The sequence below is a fragment of the Ramlibacter algicola genome, from assembly GCF_016641735.1.
Lineage (GTDB): Bacteria > Pseudomonadota > Gammaproteobacteria > Burkholderiales > Burkholderiaceae_C > Ramlibacter > Ramlibacter algicola.
Genome location: NZ_JAEDAO010000001.1, coordinates 200,667 through 215,918, shown reverse-complemented (window position 1 = coordinate 215,918; position 15,252 = coordinate 200,667). Strand labels below are relative to the sequence as shown.

Annotated in this window: 22 protein-coding genes and 1 tRNA gene; 22 read left to right on the top strand and 1 reads right to left on the bottom strand. The window is 66.9% G+C overall.

Annotated features, from left to right (window positions below):
* Nucleotides 1-11: 11 nt before the first annotated feature.
* The 21 genes from I8E28_RS01125 to I8E28_RS01025 all read left to right on the top strand — a co-directional run bounded on the left by I8E28_RS01125 (nucleotide 12) and on the right by I8E28_RS01025 (nucleotide 13,176).
* Complete coding sequence (locus I8E28_RS01125) at nucleotides 12-1,628, top strand: arylsulfatase (RefSeq protein ID WP_200786016.1); 1,617 nt, start codon at nucleotides 12-14, stop codon at nucleotides 1,626-1,628.
* Entirely contained in the window at nucleotides 1,625-2,593 is a 969-nt protein-coding gene (locus I8E28_RS01120; protein WP_200786015.1) for an SUMF1/EgtB/PvdO family nonheme iron enzyme, read from the top strand. Before I8E28_RS01125 ends, I8E28_RS01120 begins: the two co-directional genes overlap by 4 nt.
* Nucleotides 2,590-4,161, top strand: a complete 1,572-nt coding sequence (locus tag I8E28_RS01115) for a glycerol-3-phosphate dehydrogenase/oxidase (RefSeq protein WP_200786014.1) — start codon at nucleotides 2,590-2,592, stop codon at nucleotides 4,159-4,161. Before I8E28_RS01120 ends, I8E28_RS01115 begins: the two co-directional genes overlap by 4 nt.
* A gap of 203 nt (nucleotides 4,162-4,364) precedes the next feature.
* On the top strand, nucleotides 4,365-4,733 hold the full coding sequence (gene rplN, locus I8E28_RS01110; RefSeq protein ID WP_013902964.1) for a 50S ribosomal protein L14: 369 nt from the start codon (nucleotides 4,365-4,367) through the stop codon (nucleotides 4,731-4,733).
* A gap of 10 nt (nucleotides 4,734-4,743) precedes the next feature.
* Nucleotides 4,744-5,061, top strand: a complete 318-nt coding sequence (rplX, locus tag I8E28_RS01105) for a 50S ribosomal protein L24 (RefSeq protein WP_200786013.1) — start codon at nucleotides 4,744-4,746, stop codon at nucleotides 5,059-5,061.
* Between the two features lie 2 nt (nucleotides 5,062-5,063).
* A complete protein-coding gene (gene rplE, locus I8E28_RS01100; RefSeq protein ID WP_200786012.1) occupies nucleotides 5,064-5,609 on the top strand; it encodes a 50S ribosomal protein L5 in 546 nt (181 codons plus the stop codon).
* A gap of 9 nt (nucleotides 5,610-5,618) precedes the next feature.
* Nucleotides 5,619-5,924: a 30S ribosomal protein S14 gene (gene rpsN / locus I8E28_RS01095; RefSeq protein ID WP_200786011.1), complete on the top strand. Its 306-nt coding sequence runs from the start codon at nucleotides 5,619-5,621 to the stop codon at nucleotides 5,922-5,924.
* A gap of 18 nt (nucleotides 5,925-5,942) precedes the next feature.
* Nucleotides 5,943-6,338: a 30S ribosomal protein S8 gene (rpsH, locus tag I8E28_RS01090; protein WP_200786010.1), complete on the top strand. Its 396-nt coding sequence runs from the start codon at nucleotides 5,943-5,945 to the stop codon at nucleotides 6,336-6,338.
* Nucleotides 6,339-6,355: 17 nt separating this feature from the next.
* Nucleotides 6,356-6,889: a 50S ribosomal protein L6 gene (gene rplF, locus I8E28_RS01085; protein WP_200786009.1), complete on the top strand. Its 534-nt coding sequence runs from the start codon at nucleotides 6,356-6,358 to the stop codon at nucleotides 6,887-6,889.
* A gap of 10 nt (nucleotides 6,890-6,899) precedes the next feature.
* Nucleotides 6,900-7,265: a 50S ribosomal protein L18 gene (rplR, locus tag I8E28_RS01080; RefSeq protein ID WP_200786008.1), complete on the top strand. Its 366-nt coding sequence runs from the start codon at nucleotides 6,900-6,902 to the stop codon at nucleotides 7,263-7,265.
* Nucleotides 7,266-7,277: 12 nt separating this feature from the next.
* The gene (rpsE, locus tag I8E28_RS01075; RefSeq protein WP_200786007.1) at nucleotides 7,278-7,799 is read left to right on the top strand and encodes a 30S ribosomal protein S5; all 522 of its coding nucleotides are present in this window, start codon (nucleotides 7,278-7,280) and stop codon (nucleotides 7,797-7,799) included.
* A gap of 13 nt (nucleotides 7,800-7,812) precedes the next feature.
* A complete protein-coding gene (rpmD, locus tag I8E28_RS01070; RefSeq protein ID WP_200786006.1) occupies nucleotides 7,813-8,001 on the top strand; it encodes a 50S ribosomal protein L30 in 189 nt (62 codons plus the stop codon).
* A complete protein-coding gene (gene rplO / locus I8E28_RS01065) occupies nucleotides 8,002-8,433 on the top strand; it encodes a 50S ribosomal protein L15 (RefSeq protein ID WP_200786005.1) in 432 nt (143 codons plus the stop codon).
* A gap of 27 nt (nucleotides 8,434-8,460) precedes the next feature.
* Nucleotides 8,461-9,780: a preprotein translocase subunit SecY gene (gene secY, locus I8E28_RS01060; RefSeq protein WP_200786004.1), complete on the top strand. Its 1,320-nt coding sequence runs from the start codon at nucleotides 8,461-8,463 to the stop codon at nucleotides 9,778-9,780.
* A 25-nt stretch (nucleotides 9,781-9,805) separates the two neighbouring features.
* Nucleotides 9,806-9,919: a 50S ribosomal protein L36 gene (rpmJ, locus tag I8E28_RS01055; RefSeq protein ID WP_027101758.1), complete on the top strand. Its 114-nt coding sequence runs from the start codon at nucleotides 9,806-9,808 to the stop codon at nucleotides 9,917-9,919.
* 22 nt (nucleotides 9,920-9,941) lie between these two features.
* Nucleotides 9,942-10,307: a 30S ribosomal protein S13 gene (gene rpsM / locus I8E28_RS01050; protein WP_200786003.1), complete on the top strand. Its 366-nt coding sequence runs from the start codon at nucleotides 9,942-9,944 to the stop codon at nucleotides 10,305-10,307.
* A gap of 19 nt (nucleotides 10,308-10,326) precedes the next feature.
* A complete protein-coding gene (rpsK, locus tag I8E28_RS01045; RefSeq protein WP_200786002.1) occupies nucleotides 10,327-10,731 on the top strand; it encodes a 30S ribosomal protein S11 in 405 nt (134 codons plus the stop codon).
* Between the two features lie 122 nt (nucleotides 10,732-10,853).
* Nucleotides 10,854-11,477: a 30S ribosomal protein S4 gene (rpsD, locus tag I8E28_RS01040; protein WP_200786001.1), complete on the top strand. Its 624-nt coding sequence runs from the start codon at nucleotides 10,854-10,856 to the stop codon at nucleotides 11,475-11,477.
* Between the two features lie 126 nt (nucleotides 11,478-11,603).
* Nucleotides 11,604-12,593 (top strand): DNA-directed RNA polymerase subunit alpha, encoded by a 990-nt coding sequence (locus I8E28_RS01035; protein ID WP_135250188.1) that lies wholly within the window; start codon nucleotides 11,604-11,606, stop codon nucleotides 12,591-12,593.
* A gap of 83 nt (nucleotides 12,594-12,676) precedes the next feature.
* Nucleotides 12,677-13,078 carry a 50S ribosomal protein L17 gene (gene rplQ / locus I8E28_RS01030; protein WP_200786000.1) on the top strand — a complete coding sequence of 134 codons (402 nt, stop codon included), beginning with the start codon at nucleotides 12,677-12,679 and terminating at the stop codon, nucleotides 13,076-13,078.
* Nucleotides 13,079-13,099: 21 nt separating this feature from the next.
* A tRNA-Met gene (locus I8E28_RS01025) sits at nucleotides 13,100-13,176 on the top strand.
* A 49-nt stretch (nucleotides 13,177-13,225) separates the two neighbouring features.
* On the opposite strand, the gene I8E28_RS01020 is transcribed toward I8E28_RS01025, so the two are convergent.
* Complete coding sequence (locus tag I8E28_RS01020; RefSeq protein ID WP_200785999.1) at nucleotides 13,226-13,636, bottom strand: DUF3110 domain-containing protein; 411 nt, start codon at nucleotides 13,634-13,636, stop codon at nucleotides 13,226-13,228.
* 255 nt (nucleotides 13,637-13,891) lie between these two features.
* Here I8E28_RS01020 and I8E28_RS01015 point away from each other — a divergent pair, with 255 nt between their 5' ends.
* Nucleotides 13,892-15,244, top strand: coding sequence for a c-type cytochrome (locus tag I8E28_RS01015; protein WP_200785998.1), 1,353 nt, complete (start codon nucleotides 13,892-13,894; stop codon nucleotides 15,242-15,244).
* Nucleotides 15,245-15,252: the final 8 nt, after the last annotated feature.

The window sequence follows — 15,252 nt, the reverse complement described above, 5'->3', positions numbered from 1 at the left end:
AAGGAGTCCCCATGACGAAGCGACCCAACATCCTGCTCATCCTGAACGACGACATGGGCTACTCGGACATCGGCTGCTACGGCGGTGAGATCGAGACGCCGAACCTGGACCGGCTGGCGACCAACGGCCTGCGGTTCTCGCAGTTCTACAACACGGCCCGTTGCAGCCCATCGCGCGCATCGCTGCTCACCGGCCTGCATCCGCACCAGACGGGCATCGGCATCCTCACGTACGACTCGGGGCCCGAGGGCTATGCGGGCAACCTGAACCAGCGCTGCGCGACGATCGCCGAGGTGCTCAAGCCCGCCGGCTACCGCAGCTACCTGAGCGGCAAGTGGCACGTGTCGAGCAACCTGACGCAGCCCACCGACTCGTGGCCGATGCAGCGCGGCTTCGACGACTTCTTCGGCACCATCATCGGCGCCGGCAGCTTCTACGACCCGAACACGCTCACGCGCCGCAACGAGAACGCCGAGCACGAGGCGCGCCAGCCGGGCTGGTTCTACACCGACGCCATCAGCGACGAGGCGGTGAAGTTCCTGCGCACGCACAAGGCCGAGCACGGCGACAAGCCGTTCTTCCAGTACGTCGCGTACACCGCGCCGCACTGGCCGCTGCACGCGCACCCGGAAGACATCGCCAAGTACAAGGGCCGCTTCGACGCCGGCTGGGACACGCTGCGTGAGCAGCGGCTGGAGCGCCTCGTGTCGTCCGGCATCCTGGACGCGCAATGGAAGCTCACCGGCCGCGACCCGAGCCAACCGGCATGGACCCAGGCGCAGGACAAGGCCTGGCTCGCCAACTGCATGGAGGTCTACGCGGCGCAGATCGACCGCATGGACCAGGGCATCGGCCGCATCCTCGATTCGCTGGAAGAGCTGGGGCAGCTGGAGGACACGCTGGTGATCTTCCTGTCCGATAACGGCGCGTGCGCCGAGGACATCCCGGAGAACGTCACGATCGACGAGCTGGTGAACAAGCTGATGATCGCCCGCTCGCACACGCGCGACGGCGCGGTCGTGCGCTTTGGCAACAACCCGGACATCGCCCCCGGTCCCGAGGACACGTACCAGAGCTATGGCCAGGCCTGGGCCAACCTGTCGAACACGCCGTTCCGCCTGTACAAGCACTGGATCCACGAAGGCGGCATCTCGACGCCGCTGATCTTCCACTGGCCCAAGGGCATCGCGCAGCGCGGCGAGGTGCGCCACACGCCGGGCTACCTGCCCGACATCATGGCCACCATCCTGGACGTCACGGGCACGCCGTATCCGCAGGCGCTGGACGGCCGCAGCATCCTGCCGCTGGAAGGCCACTCGCTGCGCCAGTCCTTCACGTCCGACGCCGGCGAGCGGCCGCCGATGTTCTGGGAACACGAAGGCAACGCGGCCGTGCGCATCGGCAAGTGGAAGCTGGTGCGCGAGTACCCCAAGGACTGGGAGCTGTACGACATGGAAGCGGACCGCACCGAGACGAATGATCTCGCGGCGAAGCATCCCGATCGCGTGGCCGACATGAAGAAGCAGTACGAGGCCTGGGCGCGGCGCTGCGGCGTGCTGGACCGCGAGAAGGTCGTGGCGCTCATGCGCAGCCAGGGCGTGACCAAGGCGTTCTGGGAAGACGAGTGAAAGGCTGCTGCGTTCCCGCAGCACAGGCCGGCAGTGCGCCGGCCGTGCCGGGGCGCGGCCAGGACCATCGCACCCGGATCGCGCACGACTGGGTGGCGATCCCCGGCGGTGAATTCCTCATGGGCACCGACGACGCCGATGGCTTCGCCGAGGATGGCGAAGGTCCTGTTCGTCCGGTGACGCTGTCGCCCTATTCGATGGCCGCGACTGCCGTGACGAACGCGCAGTTCCGCGACTTCGTCCGCGCGACCTCGTACATCAGCGAAGCCGAGCAGGCCGGCTTCTCCTTCGTCTTCTACCTGCAGTTGCCGCCGGAGCGCCGCGCCGGCATCCGGCAGATCTCGCGCGACCTGCCTTGGTGGGTGCCGGTCGAAGGCGCGTGCTGGCAACGCCCTTCGGGACCCGGCTCGTCGATCCACGAGCGGCTCGAGCACCCCGTGGTGCACGTGTCGTGGAACGACGCCGCCGCCTACTGTGCGTGGGCGGGCGTCCGGCTGCCCACGGAAGCCGAGTGGGAGTGCGCAGCCCGCGGCGGACTCGTGCAGAAGCGCTATCCGTGGGGCGACGAGCTCGCGCCTGATGGCACGCTGCCCTTGAACATCTGGCGCGGCCAGTTCCCATCGCAGCCCGAAGCGGGCTGGCAGCCCGACACGGTTCCCGTGCGTACGCACGCGCCCAACGGCTGGGGGCTGTTCAACATGGCGGGCAATGCGTGGGAGTGGTGCGCGGACTGGACCAGCCCCGATTACCACCGGACGACGGCGGCCGTCGATCCGCTGCAGTCGCACCCGACCGGGCGCCGGTCGATGCGTGGTGGCTCGTTCCTCTGCCACGAGTCGTACTGCAACCGCTACCGCGTCGCGGCGCGCGGTTCCAACACGCCGTCGAGCACCTCCAGCAACTGCGGTTTTCGGGTCGCGGTGCCGAGTGGTGCCACGCTGCTCGGCGACAATCGGGGCACATGAGTCGAACGGATCTGCTCGACGCGCTGGCCCGCCCCACGCAGTACGACATCGCAATCATTGGCGGCGGCGCCACGGGCCTGGGGGTCGCGCTCGACGCGGCCGCCCGCGGCTTCTCGGTCGTCCTGCTCGAATCCCACGATTTCGCCGGCGGCACCTCGTCGCGGGCGACCAAGCTGGTGCACGGCGGCGTGCGCTACCTGGCGCAAGGCAACGTCGCCCTCGTCCGCGAGGCGCTGCACGAGCGCCAGGTGCTGCTGCGCAATGCGCCGCATCTTGCGCAGCCGCTTCCTTTCATCATGCCCTCGTACAAGTTGTGGGAGACGCCGTTCTATGGCGCCGGCCTGAAGCTGTACGACGCCCTGGCGGGCAAGGCCGGCCTCGCGCCCACGCGGTTCCTGAGCCGGCGCGAGACGCTGCAGGCCTTGCCGGCCGTGCAGCCGCAGGGCCTCAAGGGCGGCGTCGAGTACTGGGACGGCCAGTTCGACGATGCACGGCTCGCGCTCGCCCTGGCCCGCACCGCCGCCGCGCGCGGCGCGCTGGTGGTCAATTACTGCGCCGCGACCGGGTTGCTGCACGAGAACGGGCGCGTCGCCGGCGTGCGGGCGGAAGACCGCGAGACCGGGCGGCAGTTCGAGGTGCGCGCCCGCTGCGTGGTCAATGCGGCCGGCGTCTGGGTCGACAGGTTGCGCGAGCTCGATGGCGAAGCCGTCGGCCGCAAGGTGCGCCCGATCGTGGCGCCCAGCCAGGGCGTGCACGTGGTGGTCGACCGCGAGTTCCTGCCCGGGCGCCACGCGCTGATGGTTCCCAAGACCGCCGACGGCCGGGTGCTGTTCGGCGTGCCGTGGTTGGGCAAGGTGATCCTGGGCACCACCGACACGCCGCGCCAGGACCTGGCGCGCGAGCCGCGGCCGTTCGGCGAGGAGCTGGACTTCATCCTCGGCGAAGCCGCCCGCTACCTGGTCAAGGCGCCGCGGCTGGAGGACGTCCGCAGCTGCTGGGTGGGCCTGCGCCCGCTGGTGCGGCCGGAGGACGACGAAGGCTCGCCCACCAAGGCGCTGAGCCGCGAGCACACGGTCCTGGTCAGCCGTTCCAAGCTGGTGACGGTAACCGGCGGCAAGTGGACGACGTACCGCGCGATGGCCGAGGACGTGCTGGACCGTTGCTTCGACGATGGCCTGCTGGAGCGGGCGCGCGGCGGAGTGACTGCCAACTTGAAGCTCGTCGGTGCGCCCGAGGGCGGCGAGCTCCATGCGATCAGCGAGGCGCCGGGCCCGCATCTGTATGGCAGCGAGTCCTCGACCGTCGCCAGCCTCCCGGGCGCGGGACGTGACCTCGGCGGCGGCCTGACCGAAGCCATGGTGCGCTTCGCCGCCCGTGAAGAGCAGGCCCGCACCGTCGAAGACGTGCTGGCCCGGCGCTCGCGGCTGCTGTTCCTGGACGCGGCCCTCGCCGGCCGCCTTGCTCCCGCCGTCGCGACCATCCTGCGCGAGGAGACGGGCCGCGACCCGCAGGAAGCGGCGTTCGCCCAGCTGGCCGCGAGTTACCTGCCGCAGCGCCAGCCGGCCTGAGAGGCCCCCCGAAAGTCCCCGGCCTCACGGGCCTGTTGACAGGACCTGTGCATAAGGTATGATCGCGGGCTCGCCTATTTTCAGGCGAGATTCTGCCCATTCGGAGGCGCGCCAGCGGTTGGTGCGCTGACGGCGGGCCCAAGACTGCCCTGCAGGCCGCACTCGACGCGAGAGGCCAGTGGGGACAAGTTGGGAATACACACATGATCCAGACTGAATCCCGGCTCGAAGTCGCCGACAACACGGGCGCGAAGTCCGTGCTTTGCATCAAGGTGCTCGGTGGCTCCAAGCGTCGCTACGCCAGCGTGGGCGACATCATCAAGGTGAGCATCAAGGAAGCCGCGCCGCGTGGCCGCGTGAAGAAGGGCGAGGTGTACAGCGCCGTCGTCGTTCGCACCGCCAAGGGCATCCGCCGCGGTGACGGCTCGCTCGTGAAGTTCGACGGCAATGCCGCCGTGCTGCTCAACAACAAGCTGGAGCCGATCGGCACCCGCATCTTCGGCCCGGTGACGCGCGAACTGCGCACCGAGAAGTTCATGAAGATCGTGTCGCTGGCCCCCGAGGTCCTGTAAGGAACACGCCATGAACAAGATCCGCAAGGGCGACGAAGTCATCGTCATCGCCGGCCGCGACAAGGGCAAGCGCGGCAAGGTCCTGCTGCGCAAGGACGACGACAAGCTCGTGGTCGAGGGCATCAACCTGGTGAAGAAGCACACCAAGCCCAACCCGATGAAGGGCACCACCGGCGGCATCGTGGAGAAGGCCATGCCGATCCACCAGTCCAACGTGGCGATCTTCAATGCCGCCACCGGCAAGGCCGACCGCGTCGGCGTCAAGGTCCAGGGCGAGAAGAACGTGCGCGTCTTCAAGTCGTCCGGCGAAGAAATCAAGGTGGCATGACCATGGCAACCGCACGCCTGCAACAGGTTTACCGCGACAAGGTCGCGCCCGAGCTGACCGAGAAGTTCGGCTACAAGTCGCCGATGGAAGTGCCTCGCATCACCAAGATCACGCTCAACATGGGCGTGAGCGAGGCGGTGGCGGACAAGAAGGTCATGGACAACGCCGTCGGCGACCTGACCAAGATCGCCGGCCAGAAGCCCGTCGTGACCAAGGCCAAGAAGGCCATCGCCGGCTTCAAGATCCGCGAAGGCCAGGCCATCGGCTGCATGGTCACGCTGCGCGGCCAGCGCATGTACGAATTCCTGGACCGCTTCGTCACCGTGGCCCTGCCGCGCGTGCGCGACTTCCGTGGCGTGTCGGGCCGGGCCTTCGACGGCCGCGGCAACTACAACATCGGGGTCAAGGAACAGATCATCTTCCCCGAGATCGAGTACGACAAGGTCGATGCGCTGCGCGGCCTGAACATCAGCATCACCACCACGGCCAAGTCCGACGACGAGTGCAAGGCGCTGCTCGCTGGCTTCCGTTTCCCGTTCAAGAACTGAGAGAGCATCGTGGCCAAAACTGCTTTGATCCAACGCGAACTCAAGCGTGACAAGCTGGTCGCCCAGTACGCGAAGAAGCACGCGGAACTGAAGGCGATCGCCGGCGATGCCAAGAAGAGCGACGAGGAGCGCGCCGCCGCCCGCCTGGCGCTGCAGAAGCTGCCGCGCAATTCGAACCCGACTCGCCAGCGCAATCGCTGCGAGATCACCGGTCGTCCGCGCGGCACGTTCCGCCAGTTCGGCCTCGCCCGCAACAAGATCCGTGAACTTGCTTTCGCCGGCGACATCCCCGGCGTGACCAAGGCCAGCTGGTAAGCGGGAAGGAGCACAGACATGAGCATGAGTGATCCCATCGCCGACCTGCTGACCCGCATCCGCAATGCGCAGATGGTGGCCAAGCCGACGGTGACCGTGCCCGCTTCCAACCTCAAGGTCGCGATCGCCCAGGTCCTGAAGGACGAGGGCTACATCGACGGCTTCGAGGTCAAGAAGGACGGCAACAAGAGCGAGCTCGAGATCTCGCTGAAGTACTACGCCGGCCGCCCCGTGATCGAGCGCATCGAGCGCGTCTCGCGTCCCGGCCTGCGCGTGTACAAGGGCCGCGATTCCATCCCGACCGTGATGAACGGCCTGGGCGTGGCGATCGTGACCACCCCGAAGGGCGTCATGACGGACCGCAAGGCACGCGCCACCGGCGTGGGCGGCGAAGTCCTCTGCTACGTCGCCTGACCAGGAAGGAACCAGACATGTCCCGAGTTGGAAAGATGCCTGTCTCCGTCCCGCAAGGCGTGGACGTGCAGGTCAAGGACGACCAGATCAGCGTCAAGGGCACCGGCGGCACGCTGTCGCTGGCCCGCAATGCGCTGGTCAATGTCGCGAACAAGGACGGCAAGCTGTCCTTCGAGCCGGCGAACGACAGCCGCGAAGCCAATGCGATGAGCGGCACCATGCGCCAGCTGGTGAACAACATGGTCGTCGGCGTGACCAAGGGCTTCGAGAAGCGCCTGACCCTGGTCGGCGTGGGCTTCAAGGCCGCCGTGCAGGGCAACAAGCTGAACCTCGCGATCGGCTTCTCGCACCCGGTGAACATCGAGATGCCGCAGGGCATCAAGTTCGAAACCCCGGCTCCCACCGAGATCGTGGTCAAGGGCGCAGACCGCCAGCGCGTCGGCCAGATGGCCGCCGAGATCCGCGCGGTCCGCCCACCCGAGCCCTACAAGGGCAAGGGCATCCGCTATGCGGACGAGAAGATCGTGATCAAGGAAACCAAGAAGAAATAAGGAGCGGACGATGTTGAACAAGAAAGAACAGCGTCTCCGTCGCGCCCGCCAGACCCGCGTTCGCATTGCGAACCTGGGCGTGGCCCGCCTGATGGTCAACCGCACCAACCTGCACATCTACGCCAGCGTCATCTCCGGCGACGGCTCCAAGGTGCTGGCCAGCGCGTCCACCGTGCAGCCCGACCTGCGCAAGGAACTGGGAGCGACCGGCAAGGGCGCGACCACCGACGCCGCCGCCCGCGTGGGCAAGCTGATCGCCGAGCGCGCCAAGGCTGCCGGCGTCGAGCAGGTCGCCTTCGACCGTTCCGGCTTCGCCTACCACGGCCGCGTCAAGGCGCTGGCCGAGGCTGCCCGCGAAGCGGGCCTGCAGTTCTAACGGGATACCAACATGGCACGAGTTCAAGCGAAGACGCAGGGTGACGGTCCGGAAGACGGCCTGAAGGAAAAGATGATCGCGGTCAACCGCGTCACCAAGGTGGTGAAGGGCGGCCGCATCCTCGGTTTCGCCGCGCTGACCGTGGTGGGCGACGGTGACGGCCGCGTCGGCATGGGCAAGGGCAAGTCCAAGGAAGTGCCCGCTGCCGTGCAGAAGGCGATGGAAGAAGCCCGTCGCAACATGACCAAGGTGTCCCTGAAGAACGGCACGATCCACCACAGCGTGATCGGCGAGCACGGCGCTGCGCACGTGATGATGGCCCCCGCCCCCAAGGGCACCGGCATCATCGCCGGCGGCCCGATGCGCGCGGTGTTCGAAGTCATGGGCATCACCGACATCGTGGCCAAGAGCCACGGTTCGACCAACCCCTACAACATGGTGCGCGCCACGTTCGACGCGCTGCGCAAGTCCACGACCCCCGCGGAAGTGGCTGCCAAGCGCGGCAAGTCGGTCGAGGACCTGTTCGCCGCCTGAGCGAGGTAACGACATGGCTACCCAACAGAACACGACCGTCAAGGTGCAGCTGGTGCGCAGCCCCATCGGCACCAAGGAATCGCATCGCGCCACCGTCCGCGGCCTGGGCCTGCGCAAGCTGAACTCCGTCAGCGAGCTGCAGGACACGCCGGCAGTGCGCGGGATGATCAACAAGATCAGCTACCTGGTGAAGGTGCTCTAAATGGAACTGAACAACCTGAAGCCCGCCGCCGGTTCGCGCAAGCCGCGCCGCCGCGTCGGCCGCGGCATCGGCTCCGGCCTGGGCAAGACCGCGGGTCGCGGCCACAAGGGCCAGAAGTCCCGCGCGGGCGGCTACCACAAGGTCGGCTTCGAAGGCGGCCAGATGCCGCTGCAGCGCCGCCTGCCCAAGCGCGGTTTCAAGTCGCAGAACCTGAAGTTCAACGGCGAAGTCACCCTGGCGCAGCTCGAGCAGCTGGGCCTGGGCGAGGTCGACCTGCTGGCGCTCAAGGGCGCCAAGCTGGTGGCCCAGATCGTCCAGAACGTGAAGGTCATCAAGTCCGGCGAGCTCAAGCGCGCCGTCAAGCTGACCGGCATCGGCGCGACCGCCGGCGCCAAGGCTGCCATCGAGGCGGCCGGCGGAAGCCTGGCTTGAAGCAACGCGTGACGCACAAGGACTGAAGTGGCCACGAACGCAGCACAACTCGCGAAGACCGGCAAGTTCGGCGACCTGCGTCGCCGGCTGCTCTTCCTGCTGCTCGCGCTGGTGGTCTACCGCGTCGGCGCCCACATCCCCGTGCCGGGCATCGACCCGACGCAGCTGCAGCAGCTGTTCAAGGGGCAGCAGGGCGGCATCCTGAGCCTGTTCAACATGTTCTCGGGCGGCGCGCTGTCCCGGTTCACGGTGTTCGCGCTGGGGATCATGCCCTACATCTCGGCCTCGATCATCATGCAGCTGCTCACCTACGTGGTTCCCACGTTCGAGCAGCTGAAGAAAGAGGGCGAGGCGGGCCGCCGGAAGATCACGCAGTACACCCGCTACGGCACGCTGGGCCTGGCGCTGTTCCAGTCGCTCGGCATCGCCGTGGCGCTGGAAGCGTCGGCCGGCCTGGTGCTGAACCCGGGTTTCGGCTTCCGCCTCACGACGGTGATGAGCCTGACGGCCGGCACCATGTTCCTGATGTGGCTGGGCGAGCAGATCACCGAGCGCGGGCTGGGCAACGGCATCTCGATCCTGATCTTCGCGGGCATCGCCGCCGGCATGCCGTCGGCGATCGGCGGGCTGCTGGAGCTGGTGCGCACGGGTGCCATGAGCATCATCGCGGCCATCTTCATCGTGCTGGTCGTCGGCGCGGTGACCTGGGGCGTGGTGTTCGTCGAACGCGGGCAGCGCAAGATCCTGGTCAACTACGCGCGGCGGCAGGTGGGCAACAAGGTGTACGGCGGCCAGTCGTCGCACCTGCCCCTGAAGCTGAACATGGCCGGCGTGATCCCGCCGATCTTCGCGTCGTCGATCATCCTGCTGCCGGCCACGGTGGTGAGCTGGTTCTCCACGGGCGACTCCATGCGCTGGCTGAGCGACATCGCCGGCACGCTGCGCCCGGGCGAGCCGATCTACACCCTGCTGTATGCGGGCGCGATCGTGTTCTTCTGCTTCTTCTACACGGCACTCGTGTTCAACAGCCGCGAGACCGCCGACAACCTGAAGAAGAGCGGTGCGTTCATCCCCGGGATCCGTCCCGGCGACCAGACCGCCCGCTACATCGACAAGATCCTGCTGCGACTGACGCTGGCCGGCGCGGTGTACATCACCTTCGTCTGCCTGCTGCCCGAGTTCCTCATCCTCAAGTACAACGTCCCGTTCTACTTCGGCGGCACGTCCCTGCTGATCATCGTCGTCGTGACGATGGATTTCATGGCCCAGGTGCAGAACTACCTGATGTCCCAGCAATACGAGTCGCTGCTGAAGAAGGCCAATTTCAAGACGTCCCTCGGGGGCTGAGCAAGAAGGTTTAGGAGAAAGACAAATGAGAGTTTCGGCTTCCGTCAAGAAGATCTGCCGCAACTGCAAGATCATCCGCCGCAAGAACGTCGTGCGCGTGATCTGCACCGACCCGCGCCACAAGCAGCGCCAGGGTTGAACAGGAACATAGGAAAGACACCATGGCACGTATCGCTGGTATCAACATTCCGCCGCACCAACACGCGGAGATCGGCCTGACCGCCATCTTCGGCATCGGCCGCACCCGTGCGCGCCAGATCTGCGAAGCCTGCGGCATCGCCTTCTCGAAGAAGATCAAGGACCTCTCCGACGTCGAGCTGGAGAAGGTGCGCGACGCCATCGGGCAGTTCACGATCGAAGGCGACCTGCGTCGCGAGACGACGATGAACATCAAGCGCCTGATGGACATCGGCTGCTACCGCGGCTTCCGCCACCGCCGCGGCCTGCCGATGCGCGGCCAGCGCACCCGCACCAACGCCCGCACCCGCAAGGGTCCGCGCAAGGCTGCGCAGGCGCTCAAGAAATAAACCGGGAAAGTAGAGAACCATGGCCAAGGCTCCCGTCAACAACGCCGCGCAGCGTGTGCGCAAGAAGGTCCGCAAGAACGTCGCAGACGGCATCTGCCACGTGCACGCGTCCTTCAACAACACGATCATCACCATCACCGACCGCCAGGGCAACGCGCTGGCCTGGGCGTCCTCGGGCGGCCAGGGCTTCAAGGGTTCCCGCAAATCGACCCCGTTCGCCGCGCAGGTCGCGTCGGAAGTGGCCGGCCGCGCCGCGATGGAACAGGGCATCAAGAACCTCGACGTCGAGATCAAGGGCCCCGGCCCGGGTCGCGAGTCGTCGGTGCGCGCGCTGGGCGCGCTGGGCATCCGCATCACGTCGATCAGCGACGTGACGCCGGTCCCGCACAACGGCTGCCGCCCGCAAAAGCGCCGCCGTATCTGAGGTGGACCAGGCGCGTTCCCTGGTGGAGCGCCCTGTCCCCGGGTTGAAGACCACCGCCGGCATCCACGGGTGCCGGCTCCCGCGGCAACAGGCCGCGGCAGTCATTTGAAGGAAGCAGAAAAGTGGCACGTTATCTCGGCCCGAAGGCCAAGCTCTCCCGCCGTGAAGGCACCGACCTGTTCCTGAAGAGCGCCCGCCGCTCGATCAGCGACAAGGCCAAGTTCGACAGCAAGCCCGGCCAGCACGGCCGCACCTCCGGCCAGCGCACCAGCGACTTCGGCCTGCAGCTGCGCGAGAAGCAGAAGGTCAAGCGCATGTACGGCGTGCTGGAAAAGCAGTTCCGTCGCTACTTCGAGGAAGCCAACCGCCGCAAGGGCAACTCCGGCGCCAACCTGCTGTTCCTGCTCGAGTCCCGCCTGGACAACGTCGTGTACCGCATGGGCTTCGGTTCCACCCGCGCCGAAGCGCGCCAGCTGGTGAGCCACAAGGCCATCACGGTGAACGGCAAGCCGGTGAACATCCCGTCGTACCTGGTCAAGGCCGGCGACGTGGTCGCCGTGCGCGAGAAGTCCAAGAAGCAGAACCGCGTCGTCGAGGCGCTGCAGCTGGCCCAGCAGGTCGGCATCCCGGCGTGGGTGGACGTCAACGCCGACAAGGCCGAAGGCACGTTCAAGAAGGTGCCGGACCGCGACGAATTCGGCTCGGACATCAACGAGTCGCTGATCGTCGAACTGTATTCGCGCTAAAGCGCACGCCGGGGCCGCGGGCCCCGGCCACAAAGAGTTTTCGTTCCCTGTTGCGGGGCACCGTGACCGGGCACTTCACCAGCCTTACCGGTGTAACGAGCCGGGGGTATTGAGAGGAAGTCCTGCATGCAAACCAACCTGCTGAAACCCAAGTCCATCAACGTCGAGCAGCTCGGCACGAACCGCGCGAAGGTCACCCTCGAGCCGTTCGAGCGCGGCTATGGCCACACGCTGGGCAACGCCCTGCGCCGGGTGCTGCTGTCGTCGATGGTCGGGTATGCGGCGACCGAGGTCACGATCGCGGGCGTGCTCCACGAGTACTCGTCGATCGACGGTGTCCAGGAAGACGTTGTCAGCATCCTGCTGAACCTCAAGGGCGTCGTTTTCAAGCTGCACAACCGCGACGAGGTCACCCTGTCGCTGCGCAAGGACGGCGAAGGCGTCGTCACCGCCGCCGACATCCAGACCCCGCATGACGTCGAGATCATCAATCCCGACCACGTGATCGCCCACCTGTCCCAGGGCGGCAAGATCGACATGCAGATCAAGGTCGAGAAGGGCCGCGGCTACGTGCCCGGCACGATGCGCCGCTACGCCGACGAGCCGACCAAGTCCATCGGACGCATCGTCCTCGACGCGTCGTTCTCGCCGGTCAAGCGCGTCAGCTACACGGTCGAGAGCGCCCGCGTCGAGCAGCGCACCGACCTGGACAAGCTGGTCGTCGAGATCGAGACCAACGGCGCGATCACCGCCGAGGACGCCGTGCGCGCCTCCGCCAAGATCCTCGTCGAGCAGCTCGCCGTGTTCGCGCAGCTGGAAGGCAGCGAACTGGCCGCCTTCGACCAGCCGGTGCAGCGTTCGAGCCAGCAGTTCGACCCGATCCTGCTGCGCCCGGTCGACGAGCTCGAGCTGACGGTGCGCTCGGCCAACTGCCTGAAGGCCGAGAACATCTACTACATCGGTGACCTGATCCAGCGCACCGAGAACGAGCTGCTGAAGACCCCGAACCTGGGCCGCAAGTCGCTCAACGAAATCAAGGAAGTCCTCGCCTCGCGTGGCCTCACGCTGGGCATGAAGCTCGAATCCTGGCCGCCCGCCGGCCTCGACAAGCGCTGACGCGGAGGGCGCAAGCCCTTCGACGATGAACCGCCCAGTACCTGGTACGGCTGGGCGAACCAGAACGGAAAGGAAACCACACCATGCGTCACGGTCACGGCCTTCGCAAACTCAATCGCACCAGCGAGCACCGCCTCGCGATGCTGCGCAACATGATGAATTCGCTGCTCCAGCACGAGGTGATCAAGACCACCGTGCCGAAGGCGAAGGAACTGCGCCGCGTCGTCGAGCCGATGATCACGCTGGGCAAGGAACCCACGCTCGCCAACAAGCGCCTGGCGTTCGACCGCCTGCGCGACCGCGAGATGGTCACCAAGCTGTTCAACGAACTGGGTCCCCGCTACAAGGCGCGCCCGGGCGGCTACACGCGCATCCTGAAGATGGGCTTCCGCGTCGGCGACAACGCGCCGATGGCGCTGGTCGAACTGGTCGACCGTCCCGAAATCGCCGAAGGCGATTCGGGGAACGATTCGGCCTCGGCTTAATCTATAATCAACACACACTGACGCGCGGTGGAGCAGCCTGGTAGCTCGTTGGGCTCATAACCCAAAGGTCGCAAGTTCAAATCTTGCCCGCGCAACCAACTTCAAAGGCCGGACGACTGTCCGGCCTTTTTCTTTGGGCGCGCCGCTTCAGTACACCAGGTCCTCGATGACGAGGAACCGGTAGCGCTGCCCGTATGAGCAGTGCGTGTCCTTCAGCAGGTCCACCACGTGCTGCGACGTGAGCTTCGCGTTCGCGTGGATGATCAGCGCGTGGTGCCCGGCGTGCGCGAGCTGGCGCAGGTGCAGCGCCGTGTCCGACTCGGTGCCGATGGAAGGCAGCAGCAGGTCGCTGCGCTCGTTGCAGAAATCCCGGATCTCGCGCTCGAACTCCTGCGGTGTCGCGCACGAGAGGTCGTCTTCCGACACGCCGTCCGCGACGAGGAGCCTGGATGCGAGTTCGCAGTCCTGCTCGGTCGGGAACATCAGGACGATGTGGCCCCGCGGGTAGAAGACGCCGCGCATGGTGGTCATGCCGGACGAGAGGCTGAAGTGCTTCATGCGGACCTCCGGTGCAAGCGCCGAAGCAGGCAGCATAGGCGCCGCGAACCGGACAAGCGAGACCAATCCTCCGTCATCAGTGCGCCGGCTCACACGCCGCAACTGCTGACTTTGCGTTGCCGGACCATCGGATGTAAAAGCCACTGACGCGCCATCGCGTGCAAGGGAGGCTCCAATGGCCAGGCTCCTGCGTTTGCGTCTTGCGGATCCGCCGGCGGCAGCCCGGCCGGAGGCGGTGGTTGCACCGGCCTAGCCATGGCGATCGCCATTGCCCTGATCGTGCTGGCGCTGGGCTCGGTGCTGTTCCATTTCCTGAGCCCCTGGTACTTCACCCCCATCGCGTCCAACTGGGCATCGATCGACACGACGATCGGCATCACGTTCTGGGTGACCGGCTTCGTGTTCGTGGCCGTCAACCTGTTCATGGCGTGGGCGGTCGTGCGCTACCGCCATCGTCGCGAAAACCGCGCCGAGTACCAGCCGGAGAACAAGAAGCTCGAGGGCTGGCTGCTCGTCGTGACGGCGGTCGGTGTCGCCGCTATGCTGGCGCCGGGCCTGCTCGTGTGGGCGCAGGTGATCGACGTGCCGCAGGATGCACAGGTGGTCGAGGTGGTGGCGCAGCAGTGGAACTGGAGCTATCGCCTGCCCGGCAAGGACGGCAAGCTGGGCACCACCCACGCGCGCTTCGTCACGGACGGCAACCCGTTCGGCCTCAACCCGGCCGATGCCGCGGCACGCGACGACGTGCTGGTGGCCAGTCCCGAGCTGCACCTGCCGCTGGGCAAGCCGGTCAAGCTGCTGCTGCGGTCCAAGGACGTCCTGCACGACTTCGGCGTCGCGGAGATGCGCGTGAAGATGGACCTGGTGCCGGGCCAGGTCACGTACGCATGGTTCACGCCCACGCGCACCGGCACGTTCGACGTGTTGTGCGAGGAGCTTTGCGGCGTCGGCCACTTCGCGATGCGCGGGCGCATCGTGGTGGACGAACCCGCCGCCTACGCCACGTGGCTGGAGGGGCAATCCACCTCCACGCAGCTGGCGCAGCGTGGGCACGGAGATGCGGCCGCGGGCAAGGTGCTGTTCGCCACCTGCGTGGCCTGCCACGGCGCCAATGGCGAAGGCAACCAGCTGCTGAACGCGCCGCGCCTCGGCGGTCAATCCGCGTGGTACCTGGAGCGGCAGCTGCACTTGTTCAAGGCGGGCGCGCGTGGCAAGGACGACAAGGACACCTACGGCAAGATGATGGCGCCGATGGCGGCCACGCTGCCGGACGATGCGGCGATCGCCAACGTCGCGGCCTACATCGCTTCCCTGCCGGAGACGCCACCGGCCACCACCATCAACGGCGACATCGACAGGGGCCGCCGCCTTTACGCCACGTGCGCCGCCTGCCACGGCGCGGATGCACGCGGAACGGCCGCCACGAACGCGCCGCGGCTGCAGGGCATGAGCGACTGGTACATGGCGCGCCAGTTGCGCAACTTCCGGGATGGCGTGCGCGGCAGCGATCCCGCGGACCACCACGGCGCCCAGATGCGCCTGGTGGCCGGCATGCTGCGCGACGACGCCGTGATCGGCGACACGCTGGCGTACCTCAACTCGCGCTGACATCGGGA

What these genes read in the sequence shown, in the direction of transcription:
- rpsE (WP_200786007.1), top strand. Translation starts at nt 7,278, where the DNA reads ATGGCACGAGTTCAAGCGAAGACGCAGGGTGACGGTCCGGAAGACGGC.
- I8E28_RS01035 (WP_135250188.1), top strand. Translation starts at nt 11,604, where the DNA reads ATGCAAACCAACCTGCTGAAACCCAAGTCCATCAACGTCGAGCAGCTC.
- rpsK (WP_200786002.1), top strand. Translation starts at nt 10,327, where the DNA reads ATGGCCAAGGCTCCCGTCAACAACGCCGCGCAGCGTGTGCGCAAGAAG.
- rplX (WP_200786013.1), top strand. Translation starts at nt 4,744, where the DNA reads ATGAACAAGATCCGCAAGGGCGACGAAGTCATCGTCATCGCCGGCCGC.
- rplO (WP_200786005.1), top strand. Translation starts at nt 8,002, where the DNA reads ATGGAACTGAACAACCTGAAGCCCGCCGCCGGTTCGCGCAAGCCGCGC.
- I8E28_RS01115 (WP_200786014.1), top strand. Translation starts at nt 2,590, where the DNA reads ATGAGTCGAACGGATCTGCTCGACGCGCTGGCCCGCCCCACGCAGTAC.
- rplN (WP_013902964.1), top strand. Translation starts at nt 4,365, where the DNA reads ATGATCCAGACTGAATCCCGGCTCGAAGTCGCCGACAACACGGGCGCG.
- rplQ (WP_200786000.1), top strand. Translation starts at nt 12,677, where the DNA reads ATGCGTCACGGTCACGGCCTTCGCAAACTCAATCGCACCAGCGAGCAC.
- rplF (WP_200786009.1), top strand. Translation starts at nt 6,356, where the DNA reads ATGTCCCGAGTTGGAAAGATGCCTGTCTCCGTCCCGCAAGGCGTGGAC.
- I8E28_RS01015 (WP_200785998.1), top strand. Translation starts at nt 13,892, where the DNA reads ATGGCGATCGCCATTGCCCTGATCGTGCTGGCGCTGGGCTCGGTGCTG.
- I8E28_RS01020 (WP_200785999.1), bottom strand. Translation starts at nt 13,636, where the DNA reads ATGAAGCACTTCAGCCTCTCGTCCGGCATGACCACCATGCGCGGCGTC.
- I8E28_RS01125 (WP_200786016.1), top strand. Translation starts at nt 12, where the DNA reads ATGACGAAGCGACCCAACATCCTGCTCATCCTGAACGACGACATGGGC.
- rpsM (WP_200786003.1), top strand. Translation starts at nt 9,942, where the DNA reads ATGGCACGTATCGCTGGTATCAACATTCCGCCGCACCAACACGCGGAG.
- rpmD (WP_200786006.1), top strand. Translation starts at nt 7,813, where the DNA reads ATGGCTACCCAACAGAACACGACCGTCAAGGTGCAGCTGGTGCGCAGC.
- rplE (WP_200786012.1), top strand. Translation starts at nt 5,064, where the DNA reads ATGGCAACCGCACGCCTGCAACAGGTTTACCGCGACAAGGTCGCGCCC.
- rplR (WP_200786008.1), top strand. Translation starts at nt 6,900, where the DNA reads ATGTTGAACAAGAAAGAACAGCGTCTCCGTCGCGCCCGCCAGACCCGC.
- rpmJ (WP_027101758.1), top strand. Translation starts at nt 9,806, where the DNA reads ATGAGAGTTTCGGCTTCCGTCAAGAAGATCTGCCGCAACTGCAAGATC.
- rpsH (WP_200786010.1), top strand. Translation starts at nt 5,943, where the DNA reads ATGAGCATGAGTGATCCCATCGCCGACCTGCTGACCCGCATCCGCAAT.